The sequence below is a fragment of the Halalkalibacter okhensis genome (assembly GCF_000787375.1).
Taxonomy (GTDB): domain Bacteria; phylum Bacillota; class Bacilli; order Bacillales; family Bacillaceae_D; genus Halalkalibacter; species Halalkalibacter okhensis.
This window is the reverse complement of record NZ_JRJU01000004.1, coordinates 1-14,716: the sequence shown is the minus strand read 5'-3', so window position 1 is coordinate 14,716 and position 14,716 is coordinate 1. Positions and strand designations below refer to the sequence as shown.

The window sequence follows — 14,716 nt, the reverse complement described above, 5'->3', positions numbered from 1 at the left end:
TTTTTTTATAGGGCACTAAAATTGCCCTGTTTACGTGCTGCAAAAATAGTGGATTGGTCAACAATTTGAAAAGAGTACAATCCGTTTTTGCTTAAACGCTCTAGTTGTGTTAAAATTAAAAGGTTAAAAATTATCTAGGAGATGTATGTATATGTCAAATTATGAAGTAGGCAATATTGTTGAAGGAAAAGTTACTGGCATTAAGCCATTTGGTGCTTTCGTAGCTCTTGATGAGAAGAAGCAAGGACTTGTTCATATTTCAGAAGTAGCGCACGGTTTCGTTAAGGATATTAATGATGTTCTTAAAGTTGGAGACGAAGTGAAAGTGAAAATCATGAATGTAGAAGAGGGGTCTGGAAAAATCTCACTTTCAATCCGTGCGACACAAGAAGCTCCTGAGCGTCCAGCTCGTCCGGCTAAACCTCGTCCGCAAGGAAATGCTGGTGGCGCTCGTAAGCCACAAGTACAAAAGCAACAACAGCAACAAGGTTTTAACACATTAGAAGATAAGCTTAAAGAATGGTTAAAGCAATCTAACGAAATCCAAGCTGACTTAAACAAGCGCGCGAAGAAATAATATAGTAAAAGCACTCATTTGAGTGCTTTTTTCTTTTCAGGTATATAAAAAAAGTGAAAGCGACTTTTTTTAGAAGGCTGTTTTCGCATACTTTGTTGTTTTATGAGGGAAGTGTACATGTTCGTTCCATTGTGCTCCAGCCACTCGCACCCGCAAGGAGGTGCCGAGCCTCCTCGGCACGCTTGTGGGGTCTCGCCCCTACCTCTACATCCCGCAGGAGTCGAGTGGCTTCCGCTCCATTTCACTACGAGCAAAACTCTTTCATAGCAACAATCTTTATGAAAACAACCTTTTAGAATGAAGGAAGTCAGGCAAATAAAAAAGGAACCCCCGCCTTTTTTATTTGCCTGAAAAGGGCCTGACTCTGCTTGAGAGGTCAGGCCCTTATCTATTAACGTTGTGTCTCAGGAACACGTTCAAGTTCCTCGTCTGGTTTGAAAAGGATGGATATACAATATAGACCTGCTAAACCAACTAGGGCATAGATAACACGTGAGAAAGCTGCTGCCTGACCACCGAAAATGGCTGCAACAAGATCAAAACGGAAAAAACCGATCAATCCCCAGTTAATTGCACCAATAATCGCTAATACTAATGCTGTACGTTGAATACCGCTCACATTATTCACCTCCAGTAATGGTTATCGACATATTCATGTCACGACAATTAATCAATTGTCTTACACAACGCCATTTGTTGTGTTTCACCCTTTAGAATGTGAAAAACCAATACAATTATGCAAAAGCTCAAGTGCCAATCGTTTACAATTGAGTGTGATTTGGTAATAATGGAGGGGAATAGGAGGAGATAAAATGGAACCATTTGTTTTTAACAACCCAACTAAACTAATCTTTGGCAAAGGGAAAAATGAATCTTTAGCTAATGAAGTTAAACTTTACGGAAAGAATGTACTGCTCGTTTATGGTGGCGGAAGTATCAAACGAAATGGTTTGTACGATTTTGTCTTACAACAATTGAATGAAGCTGGCGTGAAAGTAACCGAATTAGCTGGAGTTGAGCCGAATCCGAGGCTTACAACGGTAAGAAAAGGAATTGAAGCTTGCCATCAAGAAAAGGTTGATCTTGTGTTAGCTGTAGGTGGAGGAAGTGTGATCGATGCTTCAAAAGCGATTGCCGTTGGTGCGAAATCGGAAGCTGACATTTGGGATATTATTAAAAAGAAAGCTCAACCAACTGATGCATTACCACTTGGTACCATTTTAACCCTTGCTGCAACAGGTTCAGAAATGAATGCTGGATCTGTTATTACGAATTGGGAAACAAATGAAAAACTAGGGTGGGGAAGTCCGTTTTCATTCCCTAAATTCTCAATTCTTGACCCGAAAAATACCGTATCTGTTCCAAAGGACCAAACAGTCTACGGAATGGTTGATATGATGAGTCACGTGATTGAAGCATATTTCCATAAAGCTGAAAACACACCATTACAAGATCGAATTATGGAATCGATTTTACTTACTGTGATGGAGACAGCTCCAAAGCTTCTTGAAGACTTACATAATGAAGAGCATCGGGAAACGATTTTATATTGCGGAACAATGGCTCTGAATGGCATCACGCAGATGGGATTGCGCGGCGATTGGGCAACTCATAACATGGAACACGCTGTATCTGCAGTTTACGATATTCCTCATGCTGGAGGCTTAGCGATTTTATTCCCTCATTGGTTACGTTACACACTTGATGAGCGTATTAGCCGTCATGTTCAACTTGCCACTCGTGTTCTAGGGGTCGATCCTGAAGGGAAATCAGATCAAGAAATTGCACTTGAAGGTATTGAGAAATTATCAGCATTTTGGAGCGAACTTGGTGCGCCCAATCGATTAGCTGATTACGACATAGATGATAGCCAAATTGATAAAATGTCGACACTCGCTTCAAACCGAGGTAAATTTGGAAACTTTAAGTCACTGGAAAAAGAAGATGTTACAAACATCTTAACGGCGGCACTGTAGATATGATGTTTAGAGATATCCTGTTATTTAAAAGGATATCTCTTACTTAATTTCACGGCAATCTCGCTAAATATAGTTATATATCCACATTTGGTGACATTGTATGCTTGATTCTTCTAACAGCTTTAGATAAAGTGAAAGAGAATAAGATTATAGTATGGAGGCTGAAAGATGGAAAAAGTACGTTTCGACTATAGCAAAGCACTAACGTTTTTTAATCAACATGAGGTTGATTACATGCAAGGAGCTGTAACAGCTGCACATGAAGCTTTACATAATAAAACAGGAGCTGGAAGTGACTTTTTAGGATGGATTGACCTTCCAAAAAATTATGATCGTGAAGAGTTTTCGCGTATTCAAGCGGCTGCTGAAAAAATCCAAAGTGATTCCGATGTATTGCTTGTTATTGGAATTGGTGGTTCTTACCTAGGAGCACGTGCGGCCATTGAAGCATTAAATCATTCTTTCTATAACAACCTGTCAAAAGAAGAGCGCAAAACACCACAAGTTTTCTTTGTTGGACAAAATATTAGTTCAACATATGTAAAAGACTTGCTTGCTCTTATCGAAGGGAAGGATGTATCTGTTAACGTTATCTCCAAGTCAGGTACAACAACGGAGCCAGCTATCGCATTCCGTATTTTCCGTGATTATTTAGAAAAGAAATATGGAGTAGAAGAAGCTCGTAAGCGTATCTATGCAACAACGGACCGTGCAAAAGGTGCTCTTAAAACACTTGCTACTGAAGAAGGGTACGAAACATTTGTTGTTCCAGATGATGTCGGTGGCCGTTTCTCTGTTTTAACAGCGGTTGGGTTGCTTCCGATTGCCGTAAGTGGTTTAGATATTGAAGCAATGATGAAAGGGGTAGAGGCAGCTAGCGAAGACTTCTCTAACCCAAATCTAGCTGAAAATGAGTCTTATCAATATGCGGTTGTTCGTAATGCTCTTTATAACAAAGGGAAAACAATCGAATTAATGGTGAACTACGAACCATCACTTCACTTTGTTTCAGAGTGGTGGAAGCAATTGTTTGGTGAAAGTGAAGGAAAAGATGGCAAGGGCATTTATCCAGCGTCTGTTGATTTCTCAACAGATCTTCATTCAATGGGTCAATATGTTCAAGATGGTCGTCGTGATTTATTTGAAACGATTATTAACGTTGAAAATGTACGTGAGCATGTAACGATTGAGGAAGCTGCTAGTGATCTAGATGGCCTTAACTATCTTGCTGGTGAAACCATGGATTTCGTTAATAAAAAAGCGTTCCAAGGAACGATGCTAGCTCATACAGACGGAGGCGTACCGAACTTAATCGTCAACGTTCCGGAACTAAATGAGTATTATTTCGGATACCTTGTTTACTTCTTTGAAAAAGCTGTAGGCATCAGTGGATACTTACTTGGTGTGAATCCATTTGACCAAGAGGGTGTAGAAGCATATAAGAAAAACATGTTTGCTCTTTTAGGAAAACCTGGTTTTGAAAAAGAAAAAGCAGAGCTTGAAGCTCGCTTGAAATAAAGTGAAAAAGTTGCTGAGGATAAAAGCTCAGCAACTTTTTTTATAAACTTAATCAAACGTTTGTTTAAGATCCCCCCAAAAGGCAAACCCGGCCTTTTGGTTACAAGGAAGTGGCCCTGGCTCCGCGCGCCGTACGCCTTTTGAGAAGAGCGTTCAAAAGGCTAAAAAGCCAACGGCGGCTCCACACAGTACAAAGAGATCCCCCAAAAGGCAAACCCGGCCTTTTGGGGGGATCTCTCATAAAATTCGTTTCCTTGGTGACACTATCTCTAGGTGTATTTTTAGATCGTTTTTGAAAGGATGAGGGAGATGATTGCTCTTCAGTCGACTGTGGAAGGAAAAGAAATGAAATTAAAGGAATTGGAAGATAAACTAAAGCCGCTTGGATATGGAATTGGCGGTGGCTGGGATTATGATCATGGATACTTTGATTATAAAATTGACGAAGAGGATGGATATACGTTCTTGCGTTTGCCTTTTAAGGCATTGGATGGTGAACTTGAGCAACGGGGAGTGACGGTTCAAATAGGAACGCCATTTTTACTTAACCATAAATATCAAGATGGGTTAGATGATAATCCAGATGTGTTTAATGGTTTGTTTCGAATGGCGTATAATAGTTCCGTTAATCAATTCCAAGAGCCCGTTGATAAAGATGCTACAGTGGATAAGAAATATTTACCTACTGCCAAAAGTCTAGTTGAAGAACTAGAACTTACGTTGCTTTATTAAACTTAATCATAATCAGCTCGTCTTTTTTTTCAAGACTTAGGGTAGCATGCGGGTGAAAGAAAATTTGCCCGCTTCTTTTTAATCCAATGATCTGCATTTCTTTTTTATAATAATTCGTCAACACGTCTATAAAAGGCTGTCCAATTAGGTCTTCCTTGATAGGAAGCAATGAAATCAGGTCATTTTGGCTATACTCTAGAAATTGATTTACAATCTCACTTGCTTCATGTTGGAGTAGGTTTGAAGACAAGACAGCACCAGTCAGTGTGGTGGACTCAACACATTGATCAGCTCCCGCACGTTCTGCGTTGGCAAGTTGTTCCTTGGTCAGGATTTCAGCCGTTATAGAAATATGAGGGTTAAGACCTTTAATCGCTAATATGGTTAAAATGGTTCGGGCATCAGCTGTGAATTCACTACCTGAATGTTTTGCGGTTATGAGAACAGATCTAGCTAAAGAGATGTTGGCTTGTTTTAATATGGCATCTTCACTGCTATTACCTTTTACAAAATGAATATTTTTAGGTGACTTCGGTAATTGTGGTAAGGTTTCATCAATTAATACAATTTTTAAATAAGGTTGCTTTTTTTGGATATTTTCAATTGATTGCCTGCTTCTTTCGTTCCAGCCTACAATGACAAGGTGATCCTCACCTATAAAGGCAATGGTCCCCTCTTTGGTGGATTGGTTTATAGACACCGCTGCACCTGCAAAAGATGTTACAAGTAGAGTCATAAATCCCACGCCAACAAAAATTAAAACAATCGCTACAACTCGTGCCATAGTTGACTCTGGTACGAAATCACCGTAGCCGACTGTAGAGACAGTAATGAATGCCCACCAAATTCCATCAAACCACGTCGTAAATCTTTCTGGTTCTAGCATGTGAACGATGGCACCAGCTACCACTCCCGAACTAATTACGGCAAAAAGAAGTTTTAAGACAAGTGGAACGTGCCCAAGAAGTGTGCGAATGTAAAGCCATTGTTGCATAATGTTCTCTCCTATTCACCAAATCATACTATCCAGTATAGCCAATGGCTTGCCGGAGCAACCATGACTCTGCTATGATAATGTTAGAACTTTCAAGTAGGAGAGGCCATTATGTCTACTATTGTATTCGCATTTTCCATCTTTTGTGGCTGGCTTATTTTTGATGTAGTCAAACATAAAAAAATTAAGCTAGAAAGCATTGTAAGCTCGTTAGTTATTGCTGTGGTAGCGGGCGTGTTTTGGTGGATTTTAGATTTAATCTTTTAAGGGAAAATTAAAGCTTGTCAACAAGTATAGAAAATTTTATAATAAAGAAGTATTCTATACGGGGCATTAGCTCAGCTGGGAGAGCGCTTCGCTGGCAGCGAAGAGGTCATCGGTTCGATCCCGTTATGCTCCATCCATTTAAAAACCATCCATTTCTGACTAAACAGAGGTGGGTGGTTTTTTATTTATCTAGTTATTAGCAAATAGCGGAATAAGGATCCGCCAAGATCGCACTAAGCTAATGAAGCGGATCCTGGTTCCGCTAAAAGAGAGAAAAGCTACGTGAAAGGAAGCGAAGTGGAACCTAGATCCGTTAAATGACCAAAATGAAGGGAAACTGACGGTGAAAAGGACAAATAGCGGAATGAGGATCCGTAACGGAGGTAAGAAACGTGTTTTCGAAGCAAATAGCGGAACCAGGATCCGTTCAGATCGTGCTAACTCCCGAAGCGGATTCTGGTTCCGCCAAAACTATAGTGACTCATCAAGTCACTGCAACGGTATCAAATTCCTGAATATTCAGCTAAGTTTATAGGTGCGAGCACGTTCTTTGCCGCTTGCAACAACTAACAGTCGCTTTTCTACTAGTCTTTTTAAAATTTCTCGAGCATAGCGATCGCTGATATGAAGGTGGTTTGCAAGTTCAAGTGGGGTAATTGGTCGTAGCGTACGTCGTAAATAGCGAATGACTTCTGCCTCGAGCCAAGATAATTCAGTGGATACATCAGTGGAGGTGAATTTACCGATAAAAGCAAGAACAAGTTGTTGACAGCGTTGAGGTTCTTCTTTAATAGAGAGGTAAGCAATTGGTAGTAGAGTCCAGCCATTGAGGGCTAATAATGAGTGGCGCCAGCATAAATCCTTAAAGCGTCTAACATCAAGGTCTCTCGCGTGAGGTCCGTATCCTTGGATTTCAATACAGCCTTTCGCATCATGGTTAGGTCTGTAAGCTAGATCGAGATAACGATAACCATTGTTGATATCCCTTACCTCCCATTCAGGATATAAATGATTAAAGTTTCCTACAGTGGGAAACCAAATAGAGTGAAGAAATTGAACTGTACCATGTCCGAGACCTTTTTCTAGTAGTTCCCGCCTCCTATGATTCTTTTCTTCGGAAATTTGTTTTTGAATCCATTCTTCATAAATTTGTTCAAAATTAAGCATCATTCACTTTCCTTTCCGGATTTATATTTTGACGTGAGAAGATAAATGCCTAGTATGAATTTAGAAGGGGGAGGTAGGATCTTTCAATAGGAGAGTATTTTTTTTCGGTATCCTCTAATTTAAGGGGGATGAGGAAGTAACTTATACGTTAATACGTAGAAAGTACTTGATTCATACATTTAATTATACTGAATTGATTTTGTATTTGAAACAACTCTTTTATACTGTGGTTAACAATTAGGAATATCGTTACATTCATCACTAACACGCTGACAGCAAACATTATCGCTGGAAGTGAAAGGGAAATTTACCAACCTGGTCGAAATAGTATAAGTAACAAACCCTAGGAGGTGTAAGAGATGTTTCAAGTATCAGAACGCCAATTATATGCGTACCAATTATGCTATGAAATTGAACACCATCTTCGCGAGTTACTAGTTAGTTATGATAGCAATGTTCTTAGATCAAAAACGTACAAAGACTTAGTCAATATCGCTTCGAAGGTAACGTTTGTTTTAAACGGTGAGAATGTTAATAAACTTATGCGAGCTAATACGGTTAGACAAAAGGTTTGTTGAATGCGTAATGTTACACAGGAGGATATTGCAGTATTAGAGTCCTGTCGTAATAGTTTGCCGCAAGTGAACCGATCAAGCGCTAGTTAAGGTTTGTCAAATGGTCTCTATAACTTTATTGGTAGCTTTCATAAATCCTTCTCGGTTCTTCCAGTTGATTAGTGAAAATAGCGTACCTCTCGATAAATCTTGTCGATGGGGTACGCATTTTTATTAAACTTTTAAACTTGTAAATTACCAAGTATATCAAATCAAGTAGCTGGTCATAATGATTGTACAAGCGATACTTGATTTGGAGGTAGAACCATGAGTGACGGATTAAAAGCAGTTGTAAGTGCAGCTTTGTGCATATGTTTTTTGATTGGTGTCCTTGTTTTTAATGTGGTTTCGTTCTAATGAACTAGTAAACAGATGAATAAATAAATAGTACGGATTCAACCATTTCAAATGAGAAGTGGTTTTTACTTTCATTTGTCGTTTCATGTATTAATCAAACGTTTGTTTAACGTATTGTTAAGGGTAAAAAGGAAATTGACAACATACTATAATAGTACCTCGAATAGTGATGATGATATTAAAGAGACTCAAAGATTGAGGAGGAATGAAAGTGGATTATCGTACGGAAAAAGATACAATTGGAGAAATTCAAGTGCTCGCAAGTAAAAGGTGGGGCGCTCAAACCCAAAGAAGTTGTGAGAATTTTAATATTGGTATTGAACGCATGCCGACTGAAGTGGTTCAAGCTTTTGCGATTTTAAAAAAGAGTGCAGCAATGGTGAATCAGAAATTAGCTACATTGAGCAAGAGGAAAGCAGAAGCAATTGTTCAAGCAGCAGATGAAATCATCGAAGGAAAACTGGATGAACATTTCCCGTTAAAAGTGTGGCAAACAGGAAGTGGCACACAATCCAATATGAATGTAAATGAAGTGATAGCTAATCGGGCAAATCAATTACTTGAAGAAAAAGGGATCGAGGAGCGAGTGCATCCGAATGATGATGTAAACATGTCGCAAAGTTCCAATGATACGTTCCCGACCGCAATGCATATTGCTAGTCTCATCAAGCTTGAAGATGAATTAATGCCAGCTGTTGCAAAGTTGAAGGACACACTACAAAAGAAATCGGATCAGTTTAAAGATCTTGTGAAAATAGGAAGAACTCATCTGCAAGATGCAACACCATTGACGTTAGGGCAAGAAATAAGTGGGTGGCATCGAATGTTAGAAAAAGATGAAAAGATGGTGAAAGAAAGTAAGGAGACGCTTAGAGAGCTAGCTATTGGTGGAACGGCGGTTGGTACGGGAATTAATGCACACCCACAATTCGGCGAGTCTGTCGCTAAGGAAATAAGTAATATAACCAATAAGCGTTTTGTCACTGCAACAAATAAGTTTCATGCACTTACAAGTCATGATGAATTAGTATACATACACGGAGCTTTAAAAGCATTAGCGGCAGACTTAATGAAAATTGCGAATGATGTAAGGTGGCTAGCGAGTGGACCAAGGTCTGGGATTGGAGAGATAACGATTCCTGCAAATGAACCAGGAAGCTCGATAATGCCAGGGAAAGTAAACCCAACTCAAAGTGAAGCATTAACGATGGTTGTATGTCAGGTGATGGGCAATGATGCATCCATTGGTTTTGCAGCGAGTCAAGGAAATTTTGAACTCAATGTATTTAAACCGGTAATTATTTATAATTTTCTACAGTCGGTTCGATTGCTTGCTGATGCGGTGAATTCTTTCCACGATAAATGTGCGGTGGGGATTGAAGCGAACGTTGACGTAATTAAGCAAAAAGTCGAACAATCACTTATGTTAGTAACTGCGCTTAACCCACATATCGGTTATGAAAAGGCGGCATCCATTGCAAAGTTGGCTCATAAAGAAGGTTTGACATTAAAAGAAGCGGCTTTAAAATCTGGATTCCTTACAGAAGAACAATTTGACGAAATAGTTCGACCTGAAAAAATGGTGTAACGTTGGAAGTTTTGAATTGCTACAAGAAGTAGTAGATGAGAAGTAAAAGAGAAAGATGGTGCGAAAATGCACCATCTTTTATTTTATTAGAAAGGACGTGGGCCATAGCCAGGATAGCCGCCGAATCCGCCGTACCCACCCAATCCATAGTTTTGGCCGTAGAAACCATATCCTGGTCTTGGAGGTCTAGGGTAGCCATATCCTCCATACCCACCAAAACCAGGATAGCCGAATCCACCAGCAGGATAACCGGTTCCGAAGCCAGGGCCGACTAATTGGCCACCTAAAAAGCCTAAGCCGGCTCCTAAAATACCAGCACCTACTGGTCCGATTACACCTGGACCAAACCTTGAATCCGTCGGATGGTGATAATGGGATGTGTGGAAGTTATTTCTATACATATAAACATTCTCCTCTCGTTTTCGTTAAAACTAGAAAAGTCATATTTCATTTTCATTTTAGCCTATGGATCTTAGGTAAATGTGGAATGGGCATAAGCCTTTATTTTGTTGATTATTGAAATAGCCCAGATAAGGTTGATGGTAAAAAGGAGTGTGATATAGACCTTTATTCACAGTGTTACTGTGGATAAAGTGGATAACTACGAACAAACATTCGACAATCCCCGTTGCTAAACAGACAAAAATCGATTCAAGGCAACAAATCCTTCACTACTAATCCTCATATTTTAGCGATGAACGACAAACAATTGAATTAATTGGATGTAATGGAGGAAAAGTGATGTGTAATTTTAAGGGAATGTTCAGGCGGATTGTATTTGTATTGATTATAGCGTCATCGATTCAATTACAAGTTGTTGGCGCAGAAGGGTCTAATGCGGTTGAGAATGTTATTTTTATGATTCCGGATGGTTTTTCAACAAGCTATGCGACCAATTATCGGATTTTTAAAGGGGAAGAGTTGATTTTTGACCCATTGTTAGTCGGGATGATGAAGACTAATTCAGCGGATAGTTGGGTGACAGATTCAGCAGCAGCAGCAACTGCTATGTCTACAGGAATGAAGACCAATAATAGGATGATCGGGGTAACAGCAGATGGACAAGAACAAAAGACGATTTTGGAGGCTTCAAAAGAAGCCGGAAAATCAACAGGGCTTGTTACTACGGTTTCTATAACAGATGCCACTCCAGCTGCATTTGGGGCACATGTTGATTCTAGAAAAGATGAGTCGGAAATTGCCAGTCAACTTATTACAAAGGTCGATGTTCTTCTTGGAGGGGGCAAATTCCATTTCCGTTCTGAATCATCACAACACCCTGAGCAGGCTACTTTGCTAGAAGTTGCCAAAGCAGATGGGTATCGGTATGTAGAAACGAGAAATCAATTATTAAACAAATCTAGTTCAGCAGAGAAGTTGTTGGGGTTATTTGCGGAAGTCGAGTTAACGCCTGTCATTGATAAAAGAACAAATGATCAACCAAGCTTAGCGGAAATGACAACAGTCGCCATACAATCATTAAATAAAAACGACAAAGGTTTCTTTTTAATGGTGGAAGGAGGCCAAATTGACAGAGCTGGACATGTTCATGATCCGGTCTGGGCAATGAATGAAGCACAAGCATTTGAAGAAGCGGTCGAAAAGGTGTTGGATTTTGCCAAAGAAAACAAAGAAACGTTAGTGGTAATTGCGGGTGATCATGATACTGGTGGTATGTCAGTTGGTGGATATGATGAATATATAGCTAATGTGGAATGGTTAAGAGAAGTGAAGGCAACCGGAAATTACATTGCTTCCATGTTAAATAAAAAGCGCAGTAATATAACGGAAGTCATGAAGGAATTTACAGGTATTACGATTACGAAACAAGAAGCAAGCCATATTAAAAAAGCAAAAGAGGAAGATGTAGCGATTGCTATTAATCATATCATTAGTAAACGTGCCTACATTGGTTGGAATACTCATGTACACTCTGGTGCCAATGTTCCGATCTTTGCATTTGGACCGAGCTCGAATCTGTTTCATGGGCACCTTGACAATACAGACGTTCCGAAACAGATGGCAGCTGCGATGGGCATTTCTTTTTGCGATCAATAAACTTAATTATTGCGTTTCTCAAAAAGTGTTGTGTTGGAACGTGGGACGGTTATTGCTGTTCCTTTAAATAACTAAAAAATGACGATCACTTCCTTTTGTTGGTGTCGTCATTTTTTTAGTTAGATGAAAAATACGAATGATATTAATTTTATATGTATTTAACGTTCGTGAAAATGTTGATTTGTGCGTTGGGGTAAGGGTATAATAACGGTATTCTATATAAAAAAATAATATTGGTAGGGAGCGGGAGAATATGTATGGTGTTCCAGAGTCAAAATTAGCGAAAAAAATGATGTTGCTTGGTTCAGGAGAACTTGGAAAAGAAGTAATTATTGAAGCTCAGCGATTAGGGATTGAGACAATTGCTGTTGATCGTTATGCAGGTGCTCCTGCTATGCAAGTAGCTCATCGATTCCATGTTGTTGATATGTTAAACGAAGAGCAGCTACGTTCTGTTATCAAAAGGGAAAAGCCAGACTTCATTGTTCCTGAAGTTGAAGCTATTCAAACTCATGTACTCGTTGATCTAGAAAAAGAAGGATACAATGTTGTTCCAACAGCTGAAGCGACTAAATTGACAATGGACCGTGAAGGCATTAGAAGATTAGCGAGTGAGACCCTCGGCTTGCCTACGGCTGGCTATGAATTTGCTAATTCGTTTGAAGAGTTAAAGGATGCCGTTAGGAAAGTAGGGACACCTTGTGTTATTAAACCTCTCATGAGTTCATCTGGGAAAGGCCAAAGTGTTTGCCATAGCGAAGAGGATGTTGAAACATCATGGAAATTAGCGTTAGAAGGTGCAAGGGGGAAGAGTACAAGAGTCATTGTTGAAGAATTTATAAAATTTGAATCAGAAATTACTTTATTAACCGTTCGCTCGGTGTCTGGAACATCCTATTGTGCGCCAATTGGGCATGTTCAAAAAGACGGAGATTATATTCAATCCTGGCAGCCTCACCAAATGAGTGAAGAGCAAATTGTGGAATCACAACAAATTGCAAAAAAAATTACGGATGAGTTAGGTGGTTGTGGTCTATTTGGGGTTGAATTGTTTTTAACAAAAGACAAAGTGTACTTTAGCGAAGTATCCCCGCGCCCTCATGATACAGGTCTAGTTACTTTAGTCACACAAAACTTATCAGAATTTGCTTTGCATGTTAGAGCCATTTTAGGTTTTCCGATTACTGAAATTTCTCTTCTATCACCAGGTGCAAGTCATGCGGTGAAAGCATGGGAGGAAAGCTCTGATTATCAGATTTCTGGATTAGAAGAAGCTCTTGCTGTTTCGAGTACTCAAGTTCGAGTATTTGGAAAGCCTGAAACAAAGGTAGGACGGAGGATGGCAGTTACGTTAAGTACAGCCGATACCGTAGAAGCGGCACTAGAGCATGCAGACGAAGCTGCTTCCAAAATCAAAATTGTTTATCGTTGAACTTACGTATCACGCACTAGAGGGGAGGGGTGTCTCAAAAGGTCAAAATCAGAACCTTTTGAGACGCCCCTCTTTTTTTTATCTCTAAAAGGAAAGTAAGATAGACAAGTTAGAGTCATAATAAAGGCATACATACAAAGAGGTGAAAAAATGAAAAAAATGTTGATTACAATAAGTTTGCTCATGATTCTAGTTAGTGTACTTGGAAACGAAAAAGGATTTGCAGAACAGATTGATTATCCGAACTCTCATTTATTAGTAACGGCTGATTGGGTAGAAGAACATACGGAGCAAGAGGGGATTTATATCATTGATGTTAGAAAAAACGGATATGAACAAGGACACATTCCTAAGGCCATTCATTTTTCTGTAGACAATCTTGTAGATAAAAACCATCCAGTTGAAGGATATTTAATTTCCGAAAAGAAGTTTGAACAACTTATGAAGGAATTAGGCGTTCGTAACGATCAATTGATCGTTATCTATGATGAAGGTAAAGAAACCTCTGCAACAAGATTGTTTTATGCATTAGAATACTTTGGTCATAAAAATGTTCGCATATTAAATGGTGGGTATCAAGCTTGGGTAGCTAATCAGAAGAAGATTTCAAGAGAAGACTCACGGAAATTAAAAGGCGATTTCAAAGTCAGTCTAAATCAAGAGCTGATGGTTAAAAAAGAAGAAGAGATGCAAATGATTGGGAAAGAAGGAATGGTTCTCTTTGATGTGCGCTCACCTGAAGAATATAAAGGAGAAAAGGTGCTAGCCCAAAGAGGTGGTCATATTCCTACTGCAGTAAATTTAGAATGGACAACTGTTTTAAAAGATGAAGGTGTCCCTGTTTTTAAAGATGTTGCTGAAATTTCTAAGCTTCTTGAGGGAGTGGGGGTAACACGAGATAAAACGATTGTAGTTTATTGTCAGAAGGCGAATCGAGCATCTCATATGTATTACACGTTACGTTTAATGGGTTTTGAAAACATAACTTTATACGAAGGGTCTTGGGCAGAGTGGGGGAATGACCCGGATACACCGATTACTAATCCAAGCAATGAATAAAAGGGGATCAGCACTCTTTAGATTACAAAGCTGATGCTTCTCTTTTATAAAAGAGAGGCGTTTTTACTTTGTCTAAATATATGTTTAACGTTAAGGTAAAAGTGGAATTTTTAAAGTAGAAAAGAATTTATAGTTTTTTAGAGAAAAAACTGTTGCATACTATTTTTATCCGTGGTATATTATTTCTTGTCGCCAAAACGACTTGAGAAATTAATAAAAAAACAATTTGACATTACAAATTGTTTTTGTTATGATGATCAGGTCGCTAAAAACGACACATGAGTTCTTTGAAAACTGAACAAAAGCCAAGCGAAATAGAGATACATGATATCTCGTCAAAGAAATTTGAGTCGTTTTCTTGAAAATGACACAGA

14 protein-coding genes and 1 tRNA gene are annotated in these 14,716 nt (G+C 39.1%); 11 read left to right on the top strand and 4 right to left on the bottom strand.

Going from position 1 to position 14,716, the window contains the following annotated elements; translation table 11 throughout:
- The first annotated feature begins 151 nt into the window (after window positions 1–151).
- Window positions 152–577 carry a S1 domain-containing post-transcriptional regulator GSP13 gene (gene yugI, locus LQ50_RS04370; protein WP_034626544.1) on the top strand — a complete coding sequence of 142 codons (426 nt, stop codon included), beginning with the start codon at window positions 152–154 and terminating at the stop codon, window positions 575–577.
- Window positions 578–968: 391 nt separating this feature from the next.
- Here yugI and LQ50_RS04365 read toward each other — a convergent pair whose 3' ends face one another.
- The gene (locus LQ50_RS04365; RefSeq protein WP_034626543.1) at window positions 969–1,196 is read right to left on the bottom strand and encodes a DUF378 domain-containing protein; all 228 of its coding nucleotides are present in this window, start codon (window positions 1,194–1,196) and stop codon (window positions 969–971) included.
- Window positions 1,197–1,389: 193 nt separating this feature from the next.
- Here LQ50_RS04365 and LQ50_RS04360 point away from each other — a divergent pair, with 193 nt between their 5' ends.
- From LQ50_RS04360 to LQ50_RS04350, 3 genes are all read left to right on the top strand, one after another.
- Window positions 1,390–2,553 (top strand): iron-containing alcohol dehydrogenase, encoded by a 1,164-nt coding sequence (locus LQ50_RS04360; RefSeq protein WP_034626541.1) that lies wholly within the window; start codon window positions 1,390–1,392, stop codon window positions 2,551–2,553.
- A gap of 171 nt (window positions 2,554–2,724) precedes the next feature.
- Window positions 2,725–4,074 (top strand): glucose-6-phosphate isomerase, encoded by a 1,350-nt coding sequence (locus LQ50_RS04355; protein ID WP_034626540.1) that lies wholly within the window; start codon window positions 2,725–2,727, stop codon window positions 4,072–4,074.
- 309 nt (window positions 4,075–4,383) lie between these two features.
- The gene (locus tag LQ50_RS04350; protein ID WP_034626539.1) at window positions 4,384–4,806 is read left to right on the top strand and encodes a YugN-like family protein; all 423 of its coding nucleotides are present in this window, start codon (window positions 4,384–4,386) and stop codon (window positions 4,804–4,806) included.
- Here the strand turns inward: LQ50_RS04350 and LQ50_RS04345 are convergent.
- Window positions 4,790–5,800 carry a potassium channel family protein gene (locus LQ50_RS04345; RefSeq protein ID WP_034626537.1) on the bottom strand — a complete coding sequence of 337 codons (1,011 nt, stop codon included), beginning with the start codon at window positions 5,798–5,800 and terminating at the stop codon, window positions 4,790–4,792. The genes LQ50_RS04350 and LQ50_RS04345 overlap by 17 nt on opposite strands.
- Before the next feature lie 111 nt (window positions 5,801–5,911).
- Between LQ50_RS04345 and LQ50_RS25710 the strand changes: the two genes are divergently transcribed.
- A complete protein-coding gene (locus tag LQ50_RS25710; RefSeq protein ID WP_202595351.1) occupies window positions 5,912–6,067 on the top strand; it encodes a hypothetical protein in 156 nt (51 codons plus the stop codon).
- A 60-nt stretch (window positions 6,068–6,127) separates the two neighbouring features.
- Window positions 6,128–6,200: transfer RNA gene (locus LQ50_RS04340), tRNA-Ala, on the top strand.
- Between the two features lie 386 nt (window positions 6,201–6,586).
- Here LQ50_RS04340 and LQ50_RS04335 read toward each other — a convergent pair.
- Window positions 6,587–7,234: a MarR family transcriptional regulator gene (locus LQ50_RS04335; protein ID WP_034626536.1), complete on the bottom strand. Its 648-nt coding sequence runs from the start codon at window positions 7,232–7,234 to the stop codon at window positions 6,587–6,589.
- 359 nt (window positions 7,235–7,593) lie between these two features.
- Here LQ50_RS04335 and LQ50_RS04330 point away from each other — a divergent pair, with 359 nt between their 5' ends.
- Both LQ50_RS04330 and fumC read left to right on the top strand, forming a co-directional pair.
- Window positions 7,594–7,812: a hypothetical protein gene (locus LQ50_RS04330; protein WP_034626535.1), complete on the top strand. Its 219-nt coding sequence runs from the start codon at window positions 7,594–7,596 to the stop codon at window positions 7,810–7,812.
- A 604-nt stretch (window positions 7,813–8,416) separates the two neighbouring features.
- Window positions 8,417–9,793 carry a class II fumarate hydratase gene (gene fumC, locus LQ50_RS04325; RefSeq protein WP_034626533.1) on the top strand — a complete coding sequence of 459 codons (1,377 nt, stop codon included), beginning with the start codon at window positions 8,417–8,419 and terminating at the stop codon, window positions 9,791–9,793.
- Window positions 9,794–9,879: 86 nt separating this feature from the next.
- On the opposite strand, the gene LQ50_RS04320 is transcribed toward fumC, so the two are convergent.
- Complete coding sequence (locus tag LQ50_RS04320; RefSeq protein WP_052144587.1) at window positions 9,880–10,194, bottom strand: hypothetical protein; 315 nt, start codon at window positions 10,192–10,194, stop codon at window positions 9,880–9,882.
- 340 nt (window positions 10,195–10,534) lie between these two features.
- On the opposite strand from LQ50_RS04320, the gene LQ50_RS04315 reads away from it, so the two are divergent.
- From LQ50_RS04315 to LQ50_RS04305, 3 genes are all read left to right on the top strand, one after another.
- Window positions 10,535–11,851 carry an alkaline phosphatase gene (locus tag LQ50_RS04315; protein ID WP_237563647.1) on the top strand — a complete coding sequence of 439 codons (1,317 nt, stop codon included), beginning with the start codon at window positions 10,535–10,537 and terminating at the stop codon, window positions 11,849–11,851.
- Between the two features lie 253 nt (window positions 11,852–12,104).
- Window positions 12,105–13,283: a formate-dependent phosphoribosylglycinamide formyltransferase gene (purT, locus tag LQ50_RS04310; RefSeq protein ID WP_034626532.1), complete on the top strand. Its 1,179-nt coding sequence runs from the start codon at window positions 12,105–12,107 to the stop codon at window positions 13,281–13,283.
- Between the two features lie 150 nt (window positions 13,284–13,433).
- Complete coding sequence (locus LQ50_RS04305; RefSeq protein ID WP_052144586.1) at window positions 13,434–14,342, top strand: sulfurtransferase; 909 nt, start codon at window positions 13,434–13,436, stop codon at window positions 14,340–14,342.
- Window positions 14,343–14,716: the final 374 nt, after the last annotated feature.

What these genes read in the sequence shown, in the direction of transcription:
- LQ50_RS04315 (WP_237563647.1), top strand. Translation starts at nt 10,535, where the DNA reads ATGTGTAATTTTAAGGGAATGTTCAGGCGGATTGTATTTGTATTGATT.
- LQ50_RS04305 (WP_052144586.1), top strand. Translation starts at nt 13,434, where the DNA reads ATGAAAAAAATGTTGATTACAATAAGTTTGCTCATGATTCTAGTTAGT.
- purT (WP_034626532.1), top strand. Translation starts at nt 12,105, where the DNA reads ATGTATGGTGTTCCAGAGTCAAAATTAGCGAAAAAAATGATGTTGCTT.
- LQ50_RS04350 (WP_034626539.1), top strand. Translation starts at nt 4,384, where the DNA reads ATGATTGCTCTTCAGTCGACTGTGGAAGGAAAAGAAATGAAATTAAAG.
- LQ50_RS04330 (WP_034626535.1), top strand. Translation starts at nt 7,594, where the DNA reads ATGTTTCAAGTATCAGAACGCCAATTATATGCGTACCAATTATGCTAT.
- LQ50_RS04355 (WP_034626540.1), top strand. Translation starts at nt 2,725, where the DNA reads ATGGAAAAAGTACGTTTCGACTATAGCAAAGCACTAACGTTTTTTAAT.
- LQ50_RS04335 (WP_034626536.1), bottom strand. Translation starts at nt 7,234, where the DNA reads ATGCTTAATTTTGAACAAATTTATGAAGAATGGATTCAAAAACAAATT.
- yugI (WP_034626544.1), top strand. Translation starts at nt 152, where the DNA reads ATGTCAAATTATGAAGTAGGCAATATTGTTGAAGGAAAAGTTACTGGC.
- LQ50_RS04320 (WP_052144587.1), bottom strand. Translation starts at nt 10,194, where the DNA reads ATGTATAGAAATAACTTCCACACATCCCATTATCACCATCCGACGGAT.
- LQ50_RS25710 (WP_202595351.1), top strand. Translation starts at nt 5,912, where the DNA reads ATGTCTACTATTGTATTCGCATTTTCCATCTTTTGTGGCTGGCTTATT.
- LQ50_RS04345 (WP_034626537.1), bottom strand. Translation starts at nt 5,800, where the DNA reads ATGCAACAATGGCTTTACATTCGCACACTTCTTGGGCACGTTCCACTT.
- LQ50_RS04360 (WP_034626541.1), top strand. Translation starts at nt 1,390, where the DNA reads ATGGAACCATTTGTTTTTAACAACCCAACTAAACTAATCTTTGGCAAA.